Source organism: Limnospira fusiformis SAG 85.79 (genome assembly GCF_012516315.1).
Taxonomy (GTDB): domain Bacteria; phylum Cyanobacteriota; class Cyanobacteriia; order Cyanobacteriales; family Microcoleaceae; genus Limnospira; species Limnospira fusiformis.
On sequence record NZ_CP051185.1, the window covers coordinates 5,383,835 to 5,399,329 of the forward strand.

The window sequence follows — 15,495 nt, forward strand, 5'->3', positions numbered from 1 at the left end:
TGGGAAGGCGTTGGGTAAATTACCTAGAAAGTGGATGTTGTGCGATCGCCTCTTTTATAGTTCCTCTGGATCTAAACCCAGCGCGCGCAACCTTTCCGCCAGACGTTCTGCTCGTTGTTCGGCGGATTCCGCCTTTTGGCGTTCAGCTTCTTCTGGTAACAGGACTAAATTACCTTCGGTATCATAAAACCGCAGCCAAATTGCTTCCTCACGGTCTATAGTTCCTGACCAGGTTCCTAGCCAAAAGCCCAAGGTTTCACACCACAGCCAACCTCGCTCATTCGCCTCTAAAAGCTGATAACCTTCCGAACTCTGCAAATGCCATCCTTGAAAGGCGTTGGCTTCAAACGGGTCAAATACAAAGTAATCTGGTGTCCGAAAAGTCCGCTGATACAGCTCCTTTTTCTTTCCTTTATCTACTCTGGCGGTACTGGGAGACATTAGCTCCACAATGACATCTGGGTAGCGACCCCCTTCCTGCCATACTACCCAACCCTGTCGTTCTTTGGTGCCATCTACATCTAACACCGCAAAAAAATCTGGCCCGCGAAAATCTCGGTTCCTAGCTTGTTCGCTGCTATAGTAAATAAACATATTCCCGCCTGTATAGAAATCATGGCGCTCGCTCCAAGCCTGTTGCAATGACCTAATCAGGACGTTCATAGCAATGCGGTGACGGTTACTTTCCAAAGGCTCTCCATCATCAAAAATCAAATCTGTTGGCGGCATGGGGGGTTCCCATTCCGTTTCGGTAGCAGTTTCGGGGCTAGTATTGGCAGTGAGTTCAACTGACATTTTCGGTTCCCCCGTCTCTCGTATTTCTCAGTTGCTGATGATTATATCCCCAACTTTCCCGATTTGGGGACTGGCTCCCACAGACATTCTCCCACTGGGAAGGCGTTGGGTAAATTACCTAGAAAGTAGATGTTGTTGTGCGATCGCTTCTTTTATAGTTCCTCTGGATCTAAACCGAGCGCGCGCAACCGTTCAGCAAGACGTTCGGCTTTTTGGCGTTCGGCCTCAGCCTTTTGGCGTTCTGCCTCAGCAAGCTGTTGAGCTTGTTCCGCTTTTTGGCGTTCTGCCTCAGCAAGCTGTTGAGCTTGTTCGGCTTTTTGGCGTTCAGCTTCGGCTTTTTGACGTTCGGCTTCAGCTTTTTGGCGTTCGGCTTCAGCTTTTTGGCGTTCGGCTTCAGCTTTTTGGCGTTCCGCTTCTTCTGGTAACAGGACTAAATTACCTTCCGTATCATAAAACCGCAGCCAAATTGCTTCCTCACGGTCTATAGTTCCTGACCAGGTTCCTAGCCAAAAGCCCAAGGTTTCACACCACAGCCAACCTCGCTCATTCGCCTCTAAAAGCTGATAACCTTCCGAACTCTGCAAATGCCATCCTTGAAAGGCGTTGGCTTCAAACGGGTCAAATACAAAGTAATCTGGTGTCCGAAAAGTCCGCTGATACAGCTCCTTTTTCTTTCCTTTATCTACTCTGGCGGTACTGGGAGACATTAGCTCCACAATGACATCTGGGTAGCGACCCCCTTCCTGCCATACTACCCAACCCTGTCGTTCTTTGGTGCCATCTACATCTAACACCGCAAAAAAATCTGGCCCGCGAAAATCTCGGTTCCTAGCTTGTTCGCTGCTATAGTAAATAAACATATTCCCGCCTGTATAGAAATCATGGCGCTCGCTCCAAGCCTGTTGCAATGACCTAATCAGGACGTTCATAGCAATGCGGTGACGGTTACTTTCCAAAGGCTCTCCATCATCAAAAATCAAATCTGTTGGCGGCATGGGGGGTTCCCATTCCGTTTCGGTAGCAGTTTCGGGGCTAGTATTGGCAGTGAGTTCAACTGACATTTTCGGTTCCCCCGTCTCTCGTATTTCTCAGTTGCTGATGATTATATCCCCAACTTTCCCGATTTTGGGACTGGCTCCCACAGACATTCTCCCACTGGGAAGGCGTTGGGTAAATTACCTAGAAAGTGGATGTTGTGCGATCGCCTCTTTTATAGTTCCTCTGGATCTAAACCCAGCGCGCGCAACCTTTCCGCCAGACGTTCTGCCCGTTGTTCGGCGGATTCGGCTCGTTGTTCGGCGGATTCGGCTCGTTGTTCGGCGGATTCCGCCTTTTGCCGTTCAGCTTCGGCTTTTTGGCGTTCAGCTTCGGCTTTTTGACGTTCGGCTTCAGCTTTTTGGCGTTCCGCTTCAGCTTTTTGGCGTTCGGCTTCAGCTTTTTGGCGTTCCGCTTCTTCTGGTAACAGGACTAAATTACCTTCGGTATCATAAAACCGCAGCCAAATTGCTTCCTCACGGTCTATAGTTCCTGACCAAGTTCCCAGCCAAAAGCCCAAGGTTTCACACCACAGCCAACCTCGCTCATTCGCCTCTAAAAGCTGATAACCTCCCGAACTCTGCAAATGCCATCCTTGAAAGGCGTTGGCTTCAAACGGGTCAAATACAAAGTAATCTGGGGTTCGGAATATCTGCTGATACAGCTCCTTTTTCTTTCCTTTATCTACTCTGGCGGTACTGGGAGACATTAGCTCCACAATGACATCTGGGTAGCGACCCCCTTCCTGCCATACTACCCAACCCTGTCGTTCTTTGGTGCCATCTACATCTAAAACCGCAAAGAAATCAGGGCCACGAAAATCTCGGTTCCTAGCTTGTTCGCTGCTATAGTAAATAAACATATTCCCGCCTGTATAGAAATCATGGCGCTCGCTCCAAGCCTGTTGCAATGACCTAATCAGGACGTTCATAGCAATGCGGTGACGGTTACTTTCCAAAGGCTCTCCATCATCAAAAATCAAATCTGTTGGCGGCATGGGGGGTTCCCATTCCGTTTCGGTAGCAGTTTCGGGGCTAGTATTGGCAGTGAGTTCAACTGACATTTTCGGTTCCCCCGTCTCTCGTATTTCTCAGTTGCTGATGATTATATCCCCAACTTTCCCGATTTTGGGACTGGCTCCCACAGACATTCTCCCACTGGGAAGGCGTTGGGTAAATTACCTAGAAAGTGGATGTTGTGCGATCGCTTCTTTTATAGTTCCTCTGGATCTAAACCCAGCGCGCGCAACCGTTGCGCCAGACGTTCGGCTCGTTGTTCGGCGGATTCGGCTCGTTGTTCGGCGGATTCGGCTCGTTGTTCGGCGGCTTCGGCTTTTTGACGTTCGGCCTCTTCCGGTAACAACACCAAATTACCTTCGGTATCATAAAACCGCAGCCAAATTGCCTCCTCACGGTCTATAGTTCCCGACCAAGTTCCCAGCCAAAAGCCTAAACTTTCACACCAAAGCCAACCTCGCTCATTCGGCTCTAAAAGCTGATAACCTCCCGAACTATGCAAATGCCATCCTTGAAAGGCGTTGGCTTCAAACGGGTCAAATACAAAGTAATCTGGGGTTCGGAATATCTGCTGATACAGCTCCTTTTTCTTTCCTTTATCTACTCTGGCGGTACTGGGAGACATTAGCTCCACAATGACATCTGGGTAGCGACCCCCTTCCTGCCATACTACCCAACCCTGTCGTTCTTTAGTGCCATCTACATCTAACACAGCAAAGAAATCTGGCCCGCGAAAATCTCGGTTCCTAGCTTGTTCGCTGCTATAGTAAATAAACATATTCCCGCCTGTATAGAAATCATGGCGCGCACTCCAAGCCTGTTGCAATGACCTAATCAGGACGTTCATAGCAATGCGGTGACGGTTACTTTCCAAAGGCTCTCCATCATCAAAAATCAAATCTGTTGGCGGCATGGGGGGTTCCCATTCCGTTTCGGTAGCAGTTTCGGGGCTAGTATTGGCAGTGAGTTCAACTGACATTTGCGGTTCCCCCGTCTCTCGTGTTTCTCAGTTGCTGATGATTATATCCCAAGCCGCCGATAGTCGCCTGGAACCACAGGCTCTCTCAGGGTTCGACTCGATTATGGTTGAATTCATGATAAGCTCTACTTATGACAGCCATTAAAATAAATGTGGCTCAACCCCTTTACAAACCTTAACAGAGTGTGTCATATTATAGACACGGTAGAAAAACAACTGCCGGATAAGTACCTCGAAAATTCAATACAGCAATCATATCCAACATGACTACTACCATTCAGCAGCGCGAAAGCGCCAACGCTTGGGAACGCTTTTGTAGCTGGGTAACATCCACCAACAACCGCCTTTATGTAGGCTGGTTCGGTGTTCTGATGATCCCTACCCTACTAACTGCTACCATCTGCTACATCATCGCTTTTATCGCTGCTCCTCCCGTGGACATTGACGGTATCCGCGAACCCGTAGCTGGTTCTCTGTTGTACGGCAACAACATCATCTCTGGTGCGGTTGTTCCTTCTTCCAATGCGATCGGTCTGCACTTCTATCCCATTTGGGAAGCAGCCAGCTTGGATGAGTGGCTCTACAACGGTGGCCCTTACCAGTTGGTAATTTTCCACTTCCTGGTCGGTGTATTTTGCTACATGGGTCGTGAGTGGGAACTGTCCTACCGCTTGGGAATGCGTCCTTGGATCTGCGTGGCTTACAGCGCACCTGTTGCCGCTGCTAGTGCAGTATTCTTGATCTACCCCATCGGACAAGGTTCTTTCTCCGACGGTATGCCTCTGGGTATCTCCGGAACTTTCAACTTCATGTTGGTGTTCCAAGCAGAACACAACATCCTGATGCACCCCTTCCATATGTTGGGAGTTGCTGGTGTATTCGGTGGTGCTCTGTTCTCCGCGATGCACGGTTCTTTGGTAACTTCTTCCTTGGTGCGTGAAACCACCGAAATCGAATCTCAAAACTACGGTTACAAATTCGGTCAAGAAGAAGAAACTTACAACATTGTGGCAGCTCACGGTTACTTCGGTCGCCTGATCTTCCAATATGCTTCTTTCAACAACAGCCGTTCCTTGCACTTCTTCTTGGGTGCTTGGCCGGTAATCGGCATCTGGTTCACCGCTTTAGGTGTATCCACCATGGCCTTCAACCTGAACGGTTTCAACTTCAACCAGTCCGTAATGGACTCCAGCGGTCGGGTAGTTAACACCTGGGCTGATGTCATCAACCGCGCTAACCTGGGTATGGAAGTAATGCACGAGCGCAACGCTCACAACTTCCCCTTAGATTTAGCTTCTGCTGAGTCTGAGCCTGTAGCTTTGGTTGCACCTCAAATCGGCTAATTGATAGCTTGAATTAAATAGAGCGCCTCCCAGTCGGGGGGCGCTTTTTGTTTGTTTAAGTCTCTGAGGAATTATCACGGACGGGGTGAGGGAGTCCTCCTGTTTGTAGAGATTGACTTAAACCCCACAGAATATCGACTAATTCGGCTCCGATTTTACCGGAAGAAATTGGACAGGGTTGATTGGCTTTAACACATTGAAAAAAGCGATCGCATACTTGTTTTAAAGGTTCCCCAGGTTCGACCTGTAAAACTTCCCGACTTTGACCTGCTCCTTTCCAGCCACCATTGACAGGCTCTAAATAGCCGCGTTGTAGAGTTAAAGGAGACTCGGAGGATAATTCATCAAAAATCAATGTTCCTTGGCTTCCGACGACTGCTAAACGGCGCTGTTTGTCAGGATTTAACCAGCATAGATGTAGGAAAACTCGAAAGTTATCGGGGTAAGTGAGGGTAGCTACTACTAAATCAGATAAACCTGGTTTACTATCGGGAAAGGCTGGGGAATTATCCTCGGTTTGCAAAAGACGATCGCCTTGTAGCCAGACAGTTCCGGTGGCTTGTACGGCTACAGGTTTTTGACCCAACCAGGTATTAAAGATAGCAATATCATGAATCGCTAAATCCCAAAGAGCATCAACATCTTGTCGGACAGGTTCTAGGTGAGTGCGGGTAGCATAGCCGTAGCGTAGTTGACCTAAGACACCTTGAGCAAGGACTTGTTTACCCTGGTTAACTACTGGATGGAATAGATAGGTATGATCGACAAATAATTGTCGATTTTGCTGTTGAGCCAGTTCCCAAAGTTCCCAAGATTTAGCGGGGTTTATGGTTAAAGGTTTTTCGGCTAAGACATGATAGCCACGTTGTAGCGCGACTGAAATTAAGTCATAATGAGTGCAGGCGGGAGTAGCGATCGCCACAGCTTGTAGTCCCGGAACTTCCAGAGCCGCCAACCCATGCTCAAACATTTGTTCAGGGTTGAGTGTAAATCGTTCTCCCACAGCTTTTAACTGTTCGGAATTACTATCAGCTACTGCTATTAACTCAAACCCAGAATGATTTTGAAAGTTTCGGAGCAAGTGGACACCCCAGCGTCCTGTACCGAGAACTGCTATTTTAATCGGGTCATTCATTATCTGTTTGTCCTCCATTTTTGGCTACTGATAAAAAAGCCACACGAGCCGCCGCCTGTTCAGCAGCCTTAATAGTTCTACCTGTTCCTGTACCTAATTGTTCTCCCCTCAGCCACACGGAAGCGGTAAACCGCGCTTCATCACCAGCATAACCTGTTTCATTAACTTTATATTGGGGCAAAATTTTATAGCAACTTTGAGTCCATTCTTGGAGAGCAGCCTTATAATTTTGGCGAGCCGGATCATTAAAAATATCAGTAGCTCGCTCTAGCAGGTGCTGATCTAACCAAGGACGAATTAACTCTAGGGTATTGGTACTGAGATAAAGTGCAGCCAAAACAGCCTCAAAACAATCTGCTAAACGAGATTCTTCTCCCAGGCGATCGCGGGTAGCACTTCCTCCCACGAGCAAATATCTTCCCAAACCATAGCTATTAGAAATTTCCGCCAGAATGCGATCGCTCACCAAAATAGATCGCACCGCCGCAAACTCTCCCACGGGTGCATTAGGATAGGTTTCTAACAAAAGTTCTGAAGCCACCAGACGCACCACGGAATCACCAACAAATTCCAGTTGTTCATAATTATCCTGAGTGGAAACACTGGGATGAGTTAGTGCCAAATCAAGTAATTGCCATGCAATCTTCTGTTGAGTAGATAATCCCAAGCGTTCAATTAACTTTTCTAACTGATTTTGTCTTTGTGGATGACTAACTCGGTTAAACTTTTGCAACTTTAATGACCTCAAATTTAACTTTTATGGTATCTACCATCTGTGGATTTAACCATAATTATAACATAATATATCGAGGATATACTAGGTTAATTATGATTAAATTGCCGCAGATATGTGGGCATTCAATTATGGGGAAGTATCAGCAAAAAGCCCCTTATTTTAGCATATATATTGAGAGTTTGACAATTTCTGCTGTCCACACTGGTCAGGTTCACGGTTGACTTTTCTCTGCCCAAATCACTATAGAATTGAGGTTAACTGTAGTTATTGAGATCACCATGCGTATTGCTCACAACATCACAGAATTGATTGGTCGTACCCCTTTGGTACAACTGAATCGAATTCCTCAAGCTGAAGGCTGTTTAGCTCAAATTGTGGTTAAACTCGAAGGGATGAACCCGACAGCCTCAGTTAAAGATCGCATTGGAGCATATATGATCGAAGTTGCGGAACTCGAAGGCTTGATCGCTCCAGGTAAGACTACCCTAGTTGAACCGACATCAGGAAATACTGGCATTGCGTTGGCTATGACAGCGGCGGCGAAAGGCTATGAGTTAATTTTAACGATGCCTGATAGCATGAGTTTAGAACGGCGTTCTATGCTCCGCGCCTATGGAGCTAAATTAGAATTAACCCCCGGTTCCAAAGGGATGAAAGGAGCGATTCAGCGCGCCTATGAACTGGTCGATACGGTTCCCAATACCTATATGTTACAGCAGTTTAACAATTTGGCTAATCCAGAGGTTCACCGCCGCACTACGGCTGAAGAAATTTGGCATGATACGGATGGACGGGTTGATATTTTAATCGCGGGAGTGGGAACCGGTGGTACAATCACGGGGGCGGCGGATGTGCTTAAACAACGGAAACCACAATTAAAAGCGATCGCAGTTGAACCCACTAACAGTCCGGTTCTTTCTGGTGGTGAACCTGGACCCCACAAAATTCAGGGTATTGGTGCAGGATTTGTCCCAGAGGTGCTGAAAGTAGCCCTAATTGATGAGGTAATTACAGTTAGTGATGACGAAGCCTTTAGCTATAGTCGCCGTCTAGCGAGGGAAGAGGGGTTACTATCTGGGATTTCCTCGGGTGCGGCTTTGTGTGCGGCGATTAAAGTGGCTCAAAGACCAGAAAATCGAGATAAGTTAATTGTGATGATTCAACCGAGTTACGGCGAACGTTACCTCAGTACCCCGCTATTCCAAGATTTACATGAGGAACAACAAACCCTGCTAATTAATAATTAATCAAAGGGCTATATTGTTGGTTGGGGGGAGGGTTGATTATGATTGATTCTCCCTCCCCATTCTGGTCTAGGAAATCTTGAGCGATCGCATAGCGGATGATCCGAAATGAGTGCTAAAAGCAATATTTAGATTTTCCAGGGACTCAACCAGCCAAACAACTTGGGGTCGTTCAAAATTGCCATAATGCGTAAATAACAGAGCGAATCGTTTTGCTAGTTCTCGTTTGGTTTGCCGAGATACCAGAACAATTTTTAGCATTAAACCCATCACCCTAGTGATACCAAGGTTATTGGTGAGGTCAACTAAGACAAAATGCTGAGGTTTTTGGGCGCTTTCAACTACCAAAAAATCGAATAGTCTTTTACAGGTTCCGGCAACTAGACTACTGTTGACCATAACAGAATCATTGTGGGATAGGGTGTCTTTTAGGGTTTGCTCCAGCCGCCTTTTAAAGTAACGGTTAGCATATTTACCATCCATAGAGTTTGTCAAATACTCATATAGCTCCCCTTTAAAAGCATGATATGAACTAGCCTTACTACTCTGTTTCAGAAATAGTTGAGAGGACTCATTATAGGTGTATCCCCCATCTACTTGTCCGGTAAAGTGGTCAATAGCTTGGCTAAGTTTACGATCGCTCAATAGGGTAGGATTATGGGGAGGATTTACGCCCAATTCCTGGATGGTAGTTTTTTGTTGATAAGTAATGTATTGATACAAGTCGCGATCGAATTTACGTCCCGCCGCCTCCTGCATTTTCCGAATTTGCTGACGTTGATCAATTTCACTATGATCGGTCAAAAAACAATGTTCGTACAGATAGGGATAACGAACAATCAAATTTTCTAGCTTGGGTTGACAATCTGGTTCGGGTTTGGTGCTATCTTTAAAAGCATTAGCGAGCCGACGTAGTGCGCGATATTCGTCAGTTTGCACAAATTTGTAGAGTAATCTACGCAAACGATGAGCGGTCCAGGAAGAGGGTAAAGTAGTCGGTTCTATGAGAAGTAGATCAATCAGTTCTGGAATAGCCCACTGTAGACGGGACTGCTTCTGCCATTGGTTAACCAAAATATAGCAGCAGCGGTTAATTATAAACGGAAAGCGATCGCGGACTGATTCGGAATCAACAATTCTTTCCAAGGCTTCCCAAACTTCCGTGACTTGATATTCCTGGTCACCCAAAAACAGACAACGAAAACAAGCAAGCATATCCTGTGGGGATGACACCCCAACCAACTTTTGCAAGTGGTTGTACAGGAGTTGCTCGTCCAAGGTCGTCTGATGATAGTGGGTGAACCCATAATTCATCACGGTAATTTCTCTATCCTCATCAAGAATTAATTTTTACCTACCAACAAACACAGCAAACACTGACCCTTGAGACTGCCGCGATCAAAACTGATCAAAACTGATAGGTCTGATCAAATCCTTAAAATATGTCCCTAAACCCAGCCCATGACGAGAGGAAACCGGGAAAAATGCTATATTATAGATGCGATAGTTTGTTTAGTCTCTATGTCTGTCCTGTGGTACAGGAGTCAGACAGACACTAAGGTTAAGTATCTAACACCCGTCTACCCACATTCTAGGCAAAACATAACACCAAGTCTATAAAACTTTGGTAAAATTTGCCGGAAGTTTGTAAAGATTCGGTAAAGGTGTGTGCTAACGGGAATTAATTCTCAAATTTTTCTAAGGTATCGATCGCCTTTTGGTATTTCTCGAAATTACCCAAATCCAGATATAGGTCTGCGGACTTCTGTAGGTCAAAGATAGCGCCTTGGCGATCGCCAATTTGGTAGCGACTGATGGCTCGGTTATAATAAGGTTCCGGGTCTGATGGGTTGATATCAATAGCTTTGTTATAGTCATCAATAGCCCTTTCACGATCGCCAATGCGATAGCGAGCATTCCCGCGCTTAAAATAGGGTGCTGGGTTTCTGGGGTTAAGGCGGATCGCCTCAGTAAAATCATTAATCCCGGTTTGATAATCTTTAAGATTTTCGGAATAAATTAATCCCCGCAGGTAGAAAGCCCGATCATGAGAGGGGTCGAGGCTGATCACCTGGGTAACATCATCAATAGCCGGCCAGTATTGTTGAACTTTGACACGGGCAATGGCACGATTATAGTAGGCATCAACATATTCAGGATTAATGCGGATAGCTTGGGTAAAATCAGCGATCGCCTCAGTCAAGTTATTGCCGATCCTAAACCTTACCACTCCCCGGTTATAGTAAGCGAGGGCATGGTTACGGTTGAGGCGAATAGCTTGGGTAAAATCAGCGATCGCCCCTTGTTTATCTCCCCGTTGGTAGCGTGCTACACCGCGCTCAAAAAACTCTGTAGCAGTGATTTGACTAACAACCTCTTGAGAAGACCGGGCTACCACAGAGGGGGGAACTGCCTGAGTTAAAACTATAGTTGTCAATACAACAACAGACTTGCACAGGGCGATCGCATTAGTAGGCATAAGAACTTTATTTCTGAAATCCTGATTAAGACCATCTCAAGCTAGCAACATGATGGCATAAGTCCAGTGAAGTTGGCGCTTAATATTGTAGCGGATACGGACTGATTAAGTTACTAGGGGCTATCGGCACGCTAGGCTGTGGGATTTCACGCCTCACTATAGAACCGATAGCCTGAGCTGGTTTGGGCTTATCGGAAACCGACAGCAGCTTGCCACACAAAAGCCAACAGCAGGAAAAAGACGGGAATAACGGGCAAAATATCAACAACGGGGCTAAAAATCGAGTAGGCTTCTGGCAATTTTGCCAATAGCAGTGCTGCTTCCATGAATCAATTAACCTCTTACTAAAATATGGCTTACAGAATTTTAACAAATCTTTGCGACAATTCTCATTTTAGCGATGATTTGTCAGTTTATCGGGCTAGGGTTAGGATTGAACTTGCAAATATTGTGCGAACTCGTCAGTAAAGCGATCGCCCAAAATCGCGTCTCGGATACGGGTAGTAAACCTAATCAGTTCAGTAACATTATGAATACTCAGGAGAGTATAGGCTAAAAGTTCCTTAGCGCGTACCAGATGACTAATATAGGCGCGGCTAAAATTTTGGCAAGTGTAACAAGGACAAGATGGGTCGAGGGGGCGAAAGTCCTCTCTAAATTGGGCATTTTTCAAATTCCAGCGTTCTCCGGCCACCAAAGCCGCCCCATGGCGAGCCAAACGGGTAGGAATGACACAATCAAATAAATCTATACCAGATGCGATCGCCTGTGCCATTTCCCGGTAAGTTCCTATCCCCATCAAATATCTAGGCTTATGGTCTGGCAAAATGGGGGTAGTGACGCGAACCACCATTTCCATTAAATCGGTAGGTTCACCGACACTCACCCCTCCAATGGCATAACCTGGCAAATCAAATTCTACTAATTTTTTAGCTGCTGCCACCCGTAAATCTGGGTAAACTCCTCCTTGTACGATACCAAACAGGGCTGCCTCTGGTCGGTCATGAGCAGCTATGCAGCGTTCTAGCCATCTAACAGTGCGCGCGGTGGCTGCGACCACATCTTCCCTAGAAGCTGGATAAGGGGGACACTCATCAAAGGCCATAATCACATCAGCCCCCAATTGATTTTGTATCTCAATGGAGCGTTCTGGGGACAATTCAATAATTGCCCCATCGTGAGGCGATCGAAACCGTACTCCTGCTTCTGTCACCGTCCGCATTTCACTGAGACTAAAAACCTGAAAACCGCCTGAATCGGTCAATATCGGACCATTCCAGCCCATAAACTTATGTATTCCCCCCGCCGCCGCCACAATTTTCTCCCCTGGTTGTAGGTGCAAATGATAGGTATTGGATAGCACCATTTGAGCGCCCGTATCCAGGAGTTGAGCCGGGGTCAAAGTTTTGACATTAGCCAAGGTTCCCACTGGCATAAATCGGGGGGTTTCCACGATACCATGGGGAGTGACAAAAACTCCTGCCCTCGCGTGAGTGTGAGTGCAGCGAGTCTGTATTTGAAACGAAAATGATTGGGGCATGAAGTCTAACTACAAAACTGAGAAAATCAGATCAATTGATGACAATTAAAAGGGGCAATCATCATCATCAATGGGGGTATCCCAGTTATTTGATAGGACTTGATCCATGACTGCATCAAAGGCGGCGGCTTGTAAGTTCCTGGTCGCCTGGTCTTCTAAAGGATTAGACATAGGAACTAATCGCAGTAGTCGCCCATCTTGCACTAAGTCGAAATAGGTTTCATTATCGGAGGATTGTTTCAGTTCCAGATAATCAAAACTGTAAACATTCAAATACAAAGCATGGTTAGCAATGAGAGTAGCCTGCTGTTGATCCGCAAACACTTCCAGGATCTGACCTTCGCCTTGGCTTTTTACCTGGTTGTCTTGGATATGTATATAACGAACCCGACCGAGGTCAACCAGCAACTTCTGCATATCGCGCTTGTTAACAACGATTCCGGTATCGATAATACATGGAGCAGACACCCTGCAATTTAATTGATCGTAACTCATAGAGCAAAAGCCTCTAGTTTTATAGTTTCTCCTAAACCAAAATCGCCACCTGGCACCTTTACCTAGTTAAGCCGATAGTTATAAGGTCAGTTTCACGCAGAGAGTTTAGGACAATTTAGCACCCTAGGTATGACAGATTTTTTGCCTGAACCTTTGACCGTATAAGGCTTAACGAAGCAAGTTTTGAGAAAAACAGAGTAATTTTACTACTTCTATTGTCTCGCCACTTGCATTCTTCTCAAAAATCTACCCATAACCCGGTAGCTGAGATTATATTTCAGCCTGTCGGTGTTGGATATCTAACTTTATACACAATTGTAGCAAAGGTAGGACTGTGAAAGTCGATCTGATCAGATTTTCTTGATGTTTCTTGACTTTTGACTTTCCATAGCCAGGATGAACTATCTTGGCGGTATTAGAGTATATGTTTAGACCCCAACAGGTTTGATCTCAATTGTGGCACAACCTAAGAAATATTATAGAGCTATGGCAAAATTGAAGTTTAAGTTTTATGAGTTTTGAGACAGTCTGGCGATCGCTGATTAGGTATATGGTACAGCTACGAGCGGCTTTAGCTGCTGCTGTGGCTTTCTATACCTGCTTACCTATTCCTCCGTCTTGGACGTTAGAGTTTCGGGGAATTGCTAGACTCGCCCCGGTAATGGGGTTAATGATTGGGGGATTGTTAGGGCTGGCTGACATGGGTTTGCAGTTGCTAGGCTGTCCGGTCTTAACGCGCTCGGCTTTGGTGGTGGTAGGTTGGATTGGGATTACTGGGGGACTGCATTTAGATGGGGCGATGGATACTGCTGATGGGTTGGCTGCGGGTGACCCCCAGCGACGCTTAGAGGTGATGGCTGATAGTTTGACGGGAGCTTTTGGGGCGATCGCCGCCGTAGCTATTTTACTGCTGAAAACCGCCGCCCTCGCTGATTTAGACCGCACACGCTGGTTAATTTTGATGGGGGTGGCTGCTTGGGGACGCTGGGGACAGTTAGTAGCGATCGCTCGTTATCCTTATCTGAAGGCACAAGGAAAGGGAGCATTTCACAAAGATTTAACCTATTCGCCGTTAGATTTACTCCCTGGGGTTGTGCTACTTTCCGGGTTGAGTGGGTTACAGATTTGGTTAGAACCCGGACGCTGGCTGGTGGCTGTGGGTTTACTGCTTGGGGGAAGTGCGATCGCTATTCTGACCGGAACCTGGTTAAACTACCGTTTAGGTGGGCATACCGGAGACACCTATGGGGCTGTAGTTGAGTGGACAGAAGCCCTATTATTATGTTTACTGGTAGCCCTAGAGGGAGAATGACCAAGGGGGATTATTTTTTGGGTTCTACCCAAACTTTTATCCCCTCAACTCGTAAAGATTGCCCACGAGTACCACAATATTGACCATTACTACAAACCGGAACATCTCCCTTATTTTGAATATGGGCATTATAGAAAACATCATATTTCGGGGCTTCTGGTCCAGCCAGCTTAATCGCAAACCCTTCTATTTGGCGATTTTGTCCCGGTTCTCCCACCATTTGACCGTTGGAGGCTGTGGGACTATCACCAACTTGAGCAATATGAGCCATGTATTGTATATCCAAACCGGGAATGGGAGGATTAATCGCCATTTGGAAAGCCTCCAAGCGGCGACCTTGACCCTTAGTTCCAGCATATTCCCCGCCGCCAAAATCGCGATCGCCTAATCCCTGTAAATGCACTCTCACACGCAGCCCCACAGTTCCCGGTTTAACTTCCGGTTTCCCCGTAGGCTGACCGACAATGGCAGTATTGCCGAACACAATATTTTGGCCATCAATAGTTAAAGGTTGCGGGTTAATTTCCACACTGGGAACAATAATCACATCACTGGGGGCCTTCGTGGTGGTAGGTTCTTCTAGGATGACAATATCTGGGTTAGCCGTGGGACGTTCAACTGCTGTCACATTCAATGGCGGTTGAGTCGTAGTTGACCCCCCCGACTGACTGACAATTTTTCCTCTGGAAATAGCTACCCCCAAAGATTTACCAAAAGTATTGTCGAGAATTTCTGCCGATTTTGCCCACTGTTCATCATTGAGTTGGTCTCCGCTATTCACCAAGTTTAGTAGAATGTTGAGGGGGTGCTGTCCGGTCACCAATGCTTTTAGCTGTGGGTCTGATTTCAGATCAGCTTGGGAAATGTGCTGTTTGAGTTGTTGGGCTTGTTTGTGGGCTTGTTGTAGGGGTGCAAAGTCTTTCTGTTCGCTGTGGGTCAGCCGGAGAATTTGCTCTAGCAAGGATAAAACCTGCTGAGGAATGGCTCCCTCATCTGTAGCTGGGGCTACTTTTTGGTATAACTGCTGTAAATCTACCAGGGATCTCGCGACTACGGCGGTGGTTTGTCCCCGGTTTTGTAGTTTTTGTTGGAAATTGGCGAAATCACGGTTATAGTTAATCAACCCTTGCAGTAACTGCTCACTGATGGGAGTGCCTGAGTCTTTCAGGGCTTTTGCTGCTTGTTCTAATGCCTGTCCTAGTTTAGGGTAGCGATCGCCTAAACTGTTTAGATGTTGTTGTAGGTCGTCTGTTGCCATCATTTCCCCTCCATTACTGATCAGATCATCCCTCGGCTCATCATAAATTATGGCGATCCAGGCAGGCAAGAGGTTGGGGAAAACTCAACCCTGTACATACAACTAGACCTATAATCATGGATACCCGT

The 15,495-nt window shown here is 46.4% G+C and carries 15 protein-coding genes; 3 read left to right on the forward strand and 12 right to left on the reverse strand.

Annotated elements, in window-relative coordinates; genetic code table 11:
- Positions 1–54: 54 nt before the first annotated feature.
- The 4 genes from HFV01_RS25160 to HFV01_RS25175 all read right to left on the reverse strand — a co-directional run bounded on the left by HFV01_RS25160 (position 55) and on the right by HFV01_RS25175 (position 3,825).
- Positions 55–795 (reverse strand): Uma2 family endonuclease, encoded by a 741-nt coding sequence (locus HFV01_RS25160; protein ID WP_193520490.1) that lies wholly within the window; start codon positions 793–795, stop codon positions 55–57.
- Positions 796–947: 152 nt separating this feature from the next.
- Positions 948–1,856 (reverse strand): Uma2 family endonuclease, encoded by a 909-nt coding sequence (locus tag HFV01_RS25165; RefSeq protein ID WP_193520491.1) that lies wholly within the window; start codon positions 1,854–1,856, stop codon positions 948–950.
- Between the two features lie 149 nt (positions 1,857–2,005).
- On the reverse strand, positions 2,006–2,893 hold the full coding sequence (locus tag HFV01_RS25170; protein WP_108615110.1) for a Uma2 family endonuclease: 888 nt from the start codon (positions 2,891–2,893) through the stop codon (positions 2,006–2,008).
- A 149-nt stretch (positions 2,894–3,042) separates the two neighbouring features.
- Entirely contained in the window at positions 3,043–3,825 is a 783-nt protein-coding gene (locus tag HFV01_RS25175) for a Uma2 family endonuclease (RefSeq protein WP_193520492.1), read from the reverse strand.
- A 263-nt stretch (positions 3,826–4,088) separates the two neighbouring features.
- On the opposite strand from HFV01_RS25175, the gene psbA reads away from it, so the two are divergent.
- Positions 4,089–5,168 (forward strand): photosystem II q(b) protein, encoded by a 1,080-nt coding sequence (gene psbA / locus HFV01_RS25180; RefSeq protein WP_048894885.1) that lies wholly within the window; start codon positions 4,089–4,091, stop codon positions 5,166–5,168.
- A 55-nt stretch (positions 5,169–5,223) separates the two neighbouring features.
- Here the strand turns inward: psbA and HFV01_RS25185 are convergent, their stop codons facing one another.
- Both HFV01_RS25185 and rnc read right to left on the reverse strand, forming a co-directional pair.
- On the reverse strand, positions 5,224–6,303 hold the full coding sequence (locus HFV01_RS25185; protein WP_006621987.1) for a Gfo/Idh/MocA family protein: 1,080 nt from the start codon (positions 6,301–6,303) through the stop codon (positions 5,224–5,226).
- On the reverse strand, positions 6,296–7,036 hold the full coding sequence (gene rnc, locus HFV01_RS25190) for a ribonuclease III (protein ID WP_006621988.1): 741 nt from the start codon (positions 7,034–7,036) through the stop codon (positions 6,296–6,298). Before rnc ends, HFV01_RS25185 begins: the two co-directional genes overlap by 8 nt.
- 281 nt (positions 7,037–7,317) lie before the next feature.
- Between rnc and cysK the strand changes: the two genes are divergently transcribed.
- Entirely contained in the window at positions 7,318–8,286 is a 969-nt protein-coding gene (gene cysK, locus HFV01_RS25195; protein ID WP_006621989.1) for a cysteine synthase A, read from the forward strand.
- A 66-nt stretch (positions 8,287–8,352) separates the two neighbouring features.
- Here cysK and HFV01_RS25200 read toward each other — a convergent pair whose 3' ends face one another.
- The 5 genes from HFV01_RS25200 to HFV01_RS25220 form a co-directional block, all read right to left on the reverse strand.
- Positions 8,353–9,597 (reverse strand): Sll1247 family protein, encoded by a 1,245-nt coding sequence (locus tag HFV01_RS25200; RefSeq protein ID WP_193521308.1) that lies wholly within the window; start codon positions 9,595–9,597, stop codon positions 8,353–8,355.
- Positions 9,598–9,964: 367 nt separating this feature from the next.
- Entirely contained in the window at positions 9,965–10,762 is a 798-nt protein-coding gene (locus HFV01_RS25205) for a tetratricopeptide repeat protein (RefSeq protein ID WP_006621992.1), read from the reverse strand.
- 188 nt (positions 10,763–10,950) lie between these two features.
- Positions 10,951–11,088 carry a photosystem II reaction center protein K gene (locus tag HFV01_RS25210; protein ID WP_006617292.1) on the reverse strand — a complete coding sequence of 46 codons (138 nt, stop codon included), beginning with the start codon at positions 11,086–11,088 and terminating at the stop codon, positions 10,951–10,953.
- Between the two features lie 101 nt (positions 11,089–11,189).
- Positions 11,190–12,302, reverse strand: coding sequence for a tRNA guanosine(34) transglycosylase Tgt (tgt, locus tag HFV01_RS25215; protein ID WP_006670746.1), 1,113 nt, complete (start codon positions 12,300–12,302; stop codon positions 11,190–11,192).
- A gap of 45 nt (positions 12,303–12,347) precedes the next feature.
- Positions 12,348–12,797: a hypothetical protein gene (locus tag HFV01_RS25220; protein ID WP_006621994.1), complete on the reverse strand. Its 450-nt coding sequence runs from the start codon at positions 12,795–12,797 to the stop codon at positions 12,348–12,350.
- A 511-nt stretch (positions 12,798–13,308) separates the two neighbouring features.
- Here HFV01_RS25220 and cobS point away from each other — a divergent pair.
- A complete protein-coding gene (gene cobS / locus HFV01_RS25225) occupies positions 13,309–14,109 on the forward strand; it encodes an adenosylcobinamide-GDP ribazoletransferase (RefSeq protein WP_006621995.1) in 801 nt (266 codons plus the stop codon).
- A gap of 10 nt (positions 14,110–14,119) precedes the next feature.
- Here cobS and HFV01_RS25230 read toward each other — a convergent pair whose 3' ends face one another.
- Positions 14,120–15,436, reverse strand: coding sequence for a hydrogenase (locus tag HFV01_RS25230; protein ID WP_235720296.1), 1,317 nt, complete (start codon positions 15,434–15,436; stop codon positions 14,120–14,122).
- Positions 15,437–15,495 lie beyond the last annotated feature (59 nt).

Excerpts from the sequence above, each read along its gene's own strand:
- HFV01_RS25160 (WP_193520490.1), bottom strand. The coding sequence starts at position 795 with ATGTCAGTTGAACTCACTGCCAATACTAGCCCCGAAACTGCTACCGAA.
- HFV01_RS25165 (WP_193520491.1), bottom strand. The coding sequence starts at position 1,856 with ATGTCAGTTGAACTCACTGCCAATACTAGCCCCGAAACTGCTACCGAA.
- HFV01_RS25170 (WP_108615110.1), bottom strand. The coding sequence starts at position 2,893 with ATGTCAGTTGAACTCACTGCCAATACTAGCCCCGAAACTGCTACCGAA.
- HFV01_RS25175 (WP_193520492.1), bottom strand. The coding sequence starts at position 3,825 with ATGTCAGTTGAACTCACTGCCAATACTAGCCCCGAAACTGCTACCGAA.
- psbA (WP_048894885.1), top strand. The coding sequence starts at position 4,089 with ATGACTACTACCATTCAGCAGCGCGAAAGCGCCAACGCTTGGGAACGC.
- HFV01_RS25185 (WP_006621987.1), bottom strand. The coding sequence starts at position 6,303 with ATGAATGACCCGATTAAAATAGCAGTTCTCGGTACAGGACGCTGGGGT.
- cysK (WP_006621989.1), top strand. The coding sequence starts at position 7,318 with ATGCGTATTGCTCACAACATCACAGAATTGATTGGTCGTACCCCTTTG.
- HFV01_RS25200 (WP_193521308.1), bottom strand. The coding sequence starts at position 9,597 with ATGAATTATGGGTTCACCCACTATCATCAGACGACCTTGGACGAGCAA.
- HFV01_RS25205 (WP_006621992.1), bottom strand. The coding sequence starts at position 10,762 with ATGCCTACTAATGCGATCGCCCTGTGCAAGTCTGTTGTTGTATTGACA.
- HFV01_RS25210 (WP_006617292.1), bottom strand. The coding sequence starts at position 11,088 with ATGGAAGCAGCACTGCTATTGGCAAAATTGCCAGAAGCCTACTCGATT.
- tgt (WP_006670746.1), bottom strand. The coding sequence starts at position 12,302 with ATGCCCCAATCATTTTCGTTTCAAATACAGACTCGCTGCACTCACACT.
- HFV01_RS25220 (WP_006621994.1), bottom strand. The coding sequence starts at position 12,797 with ATGAGTTACGATCAATTAAATTGCAGGGTGTCTGCTCCATGTATTATC.
- cobS (WP_006621995.1), top strand. The coding sequence starts at position 13,309 with ATGAGTTTTGAGACAGTCTGGCGATCGCTGATTAGGTATATGGTACAG.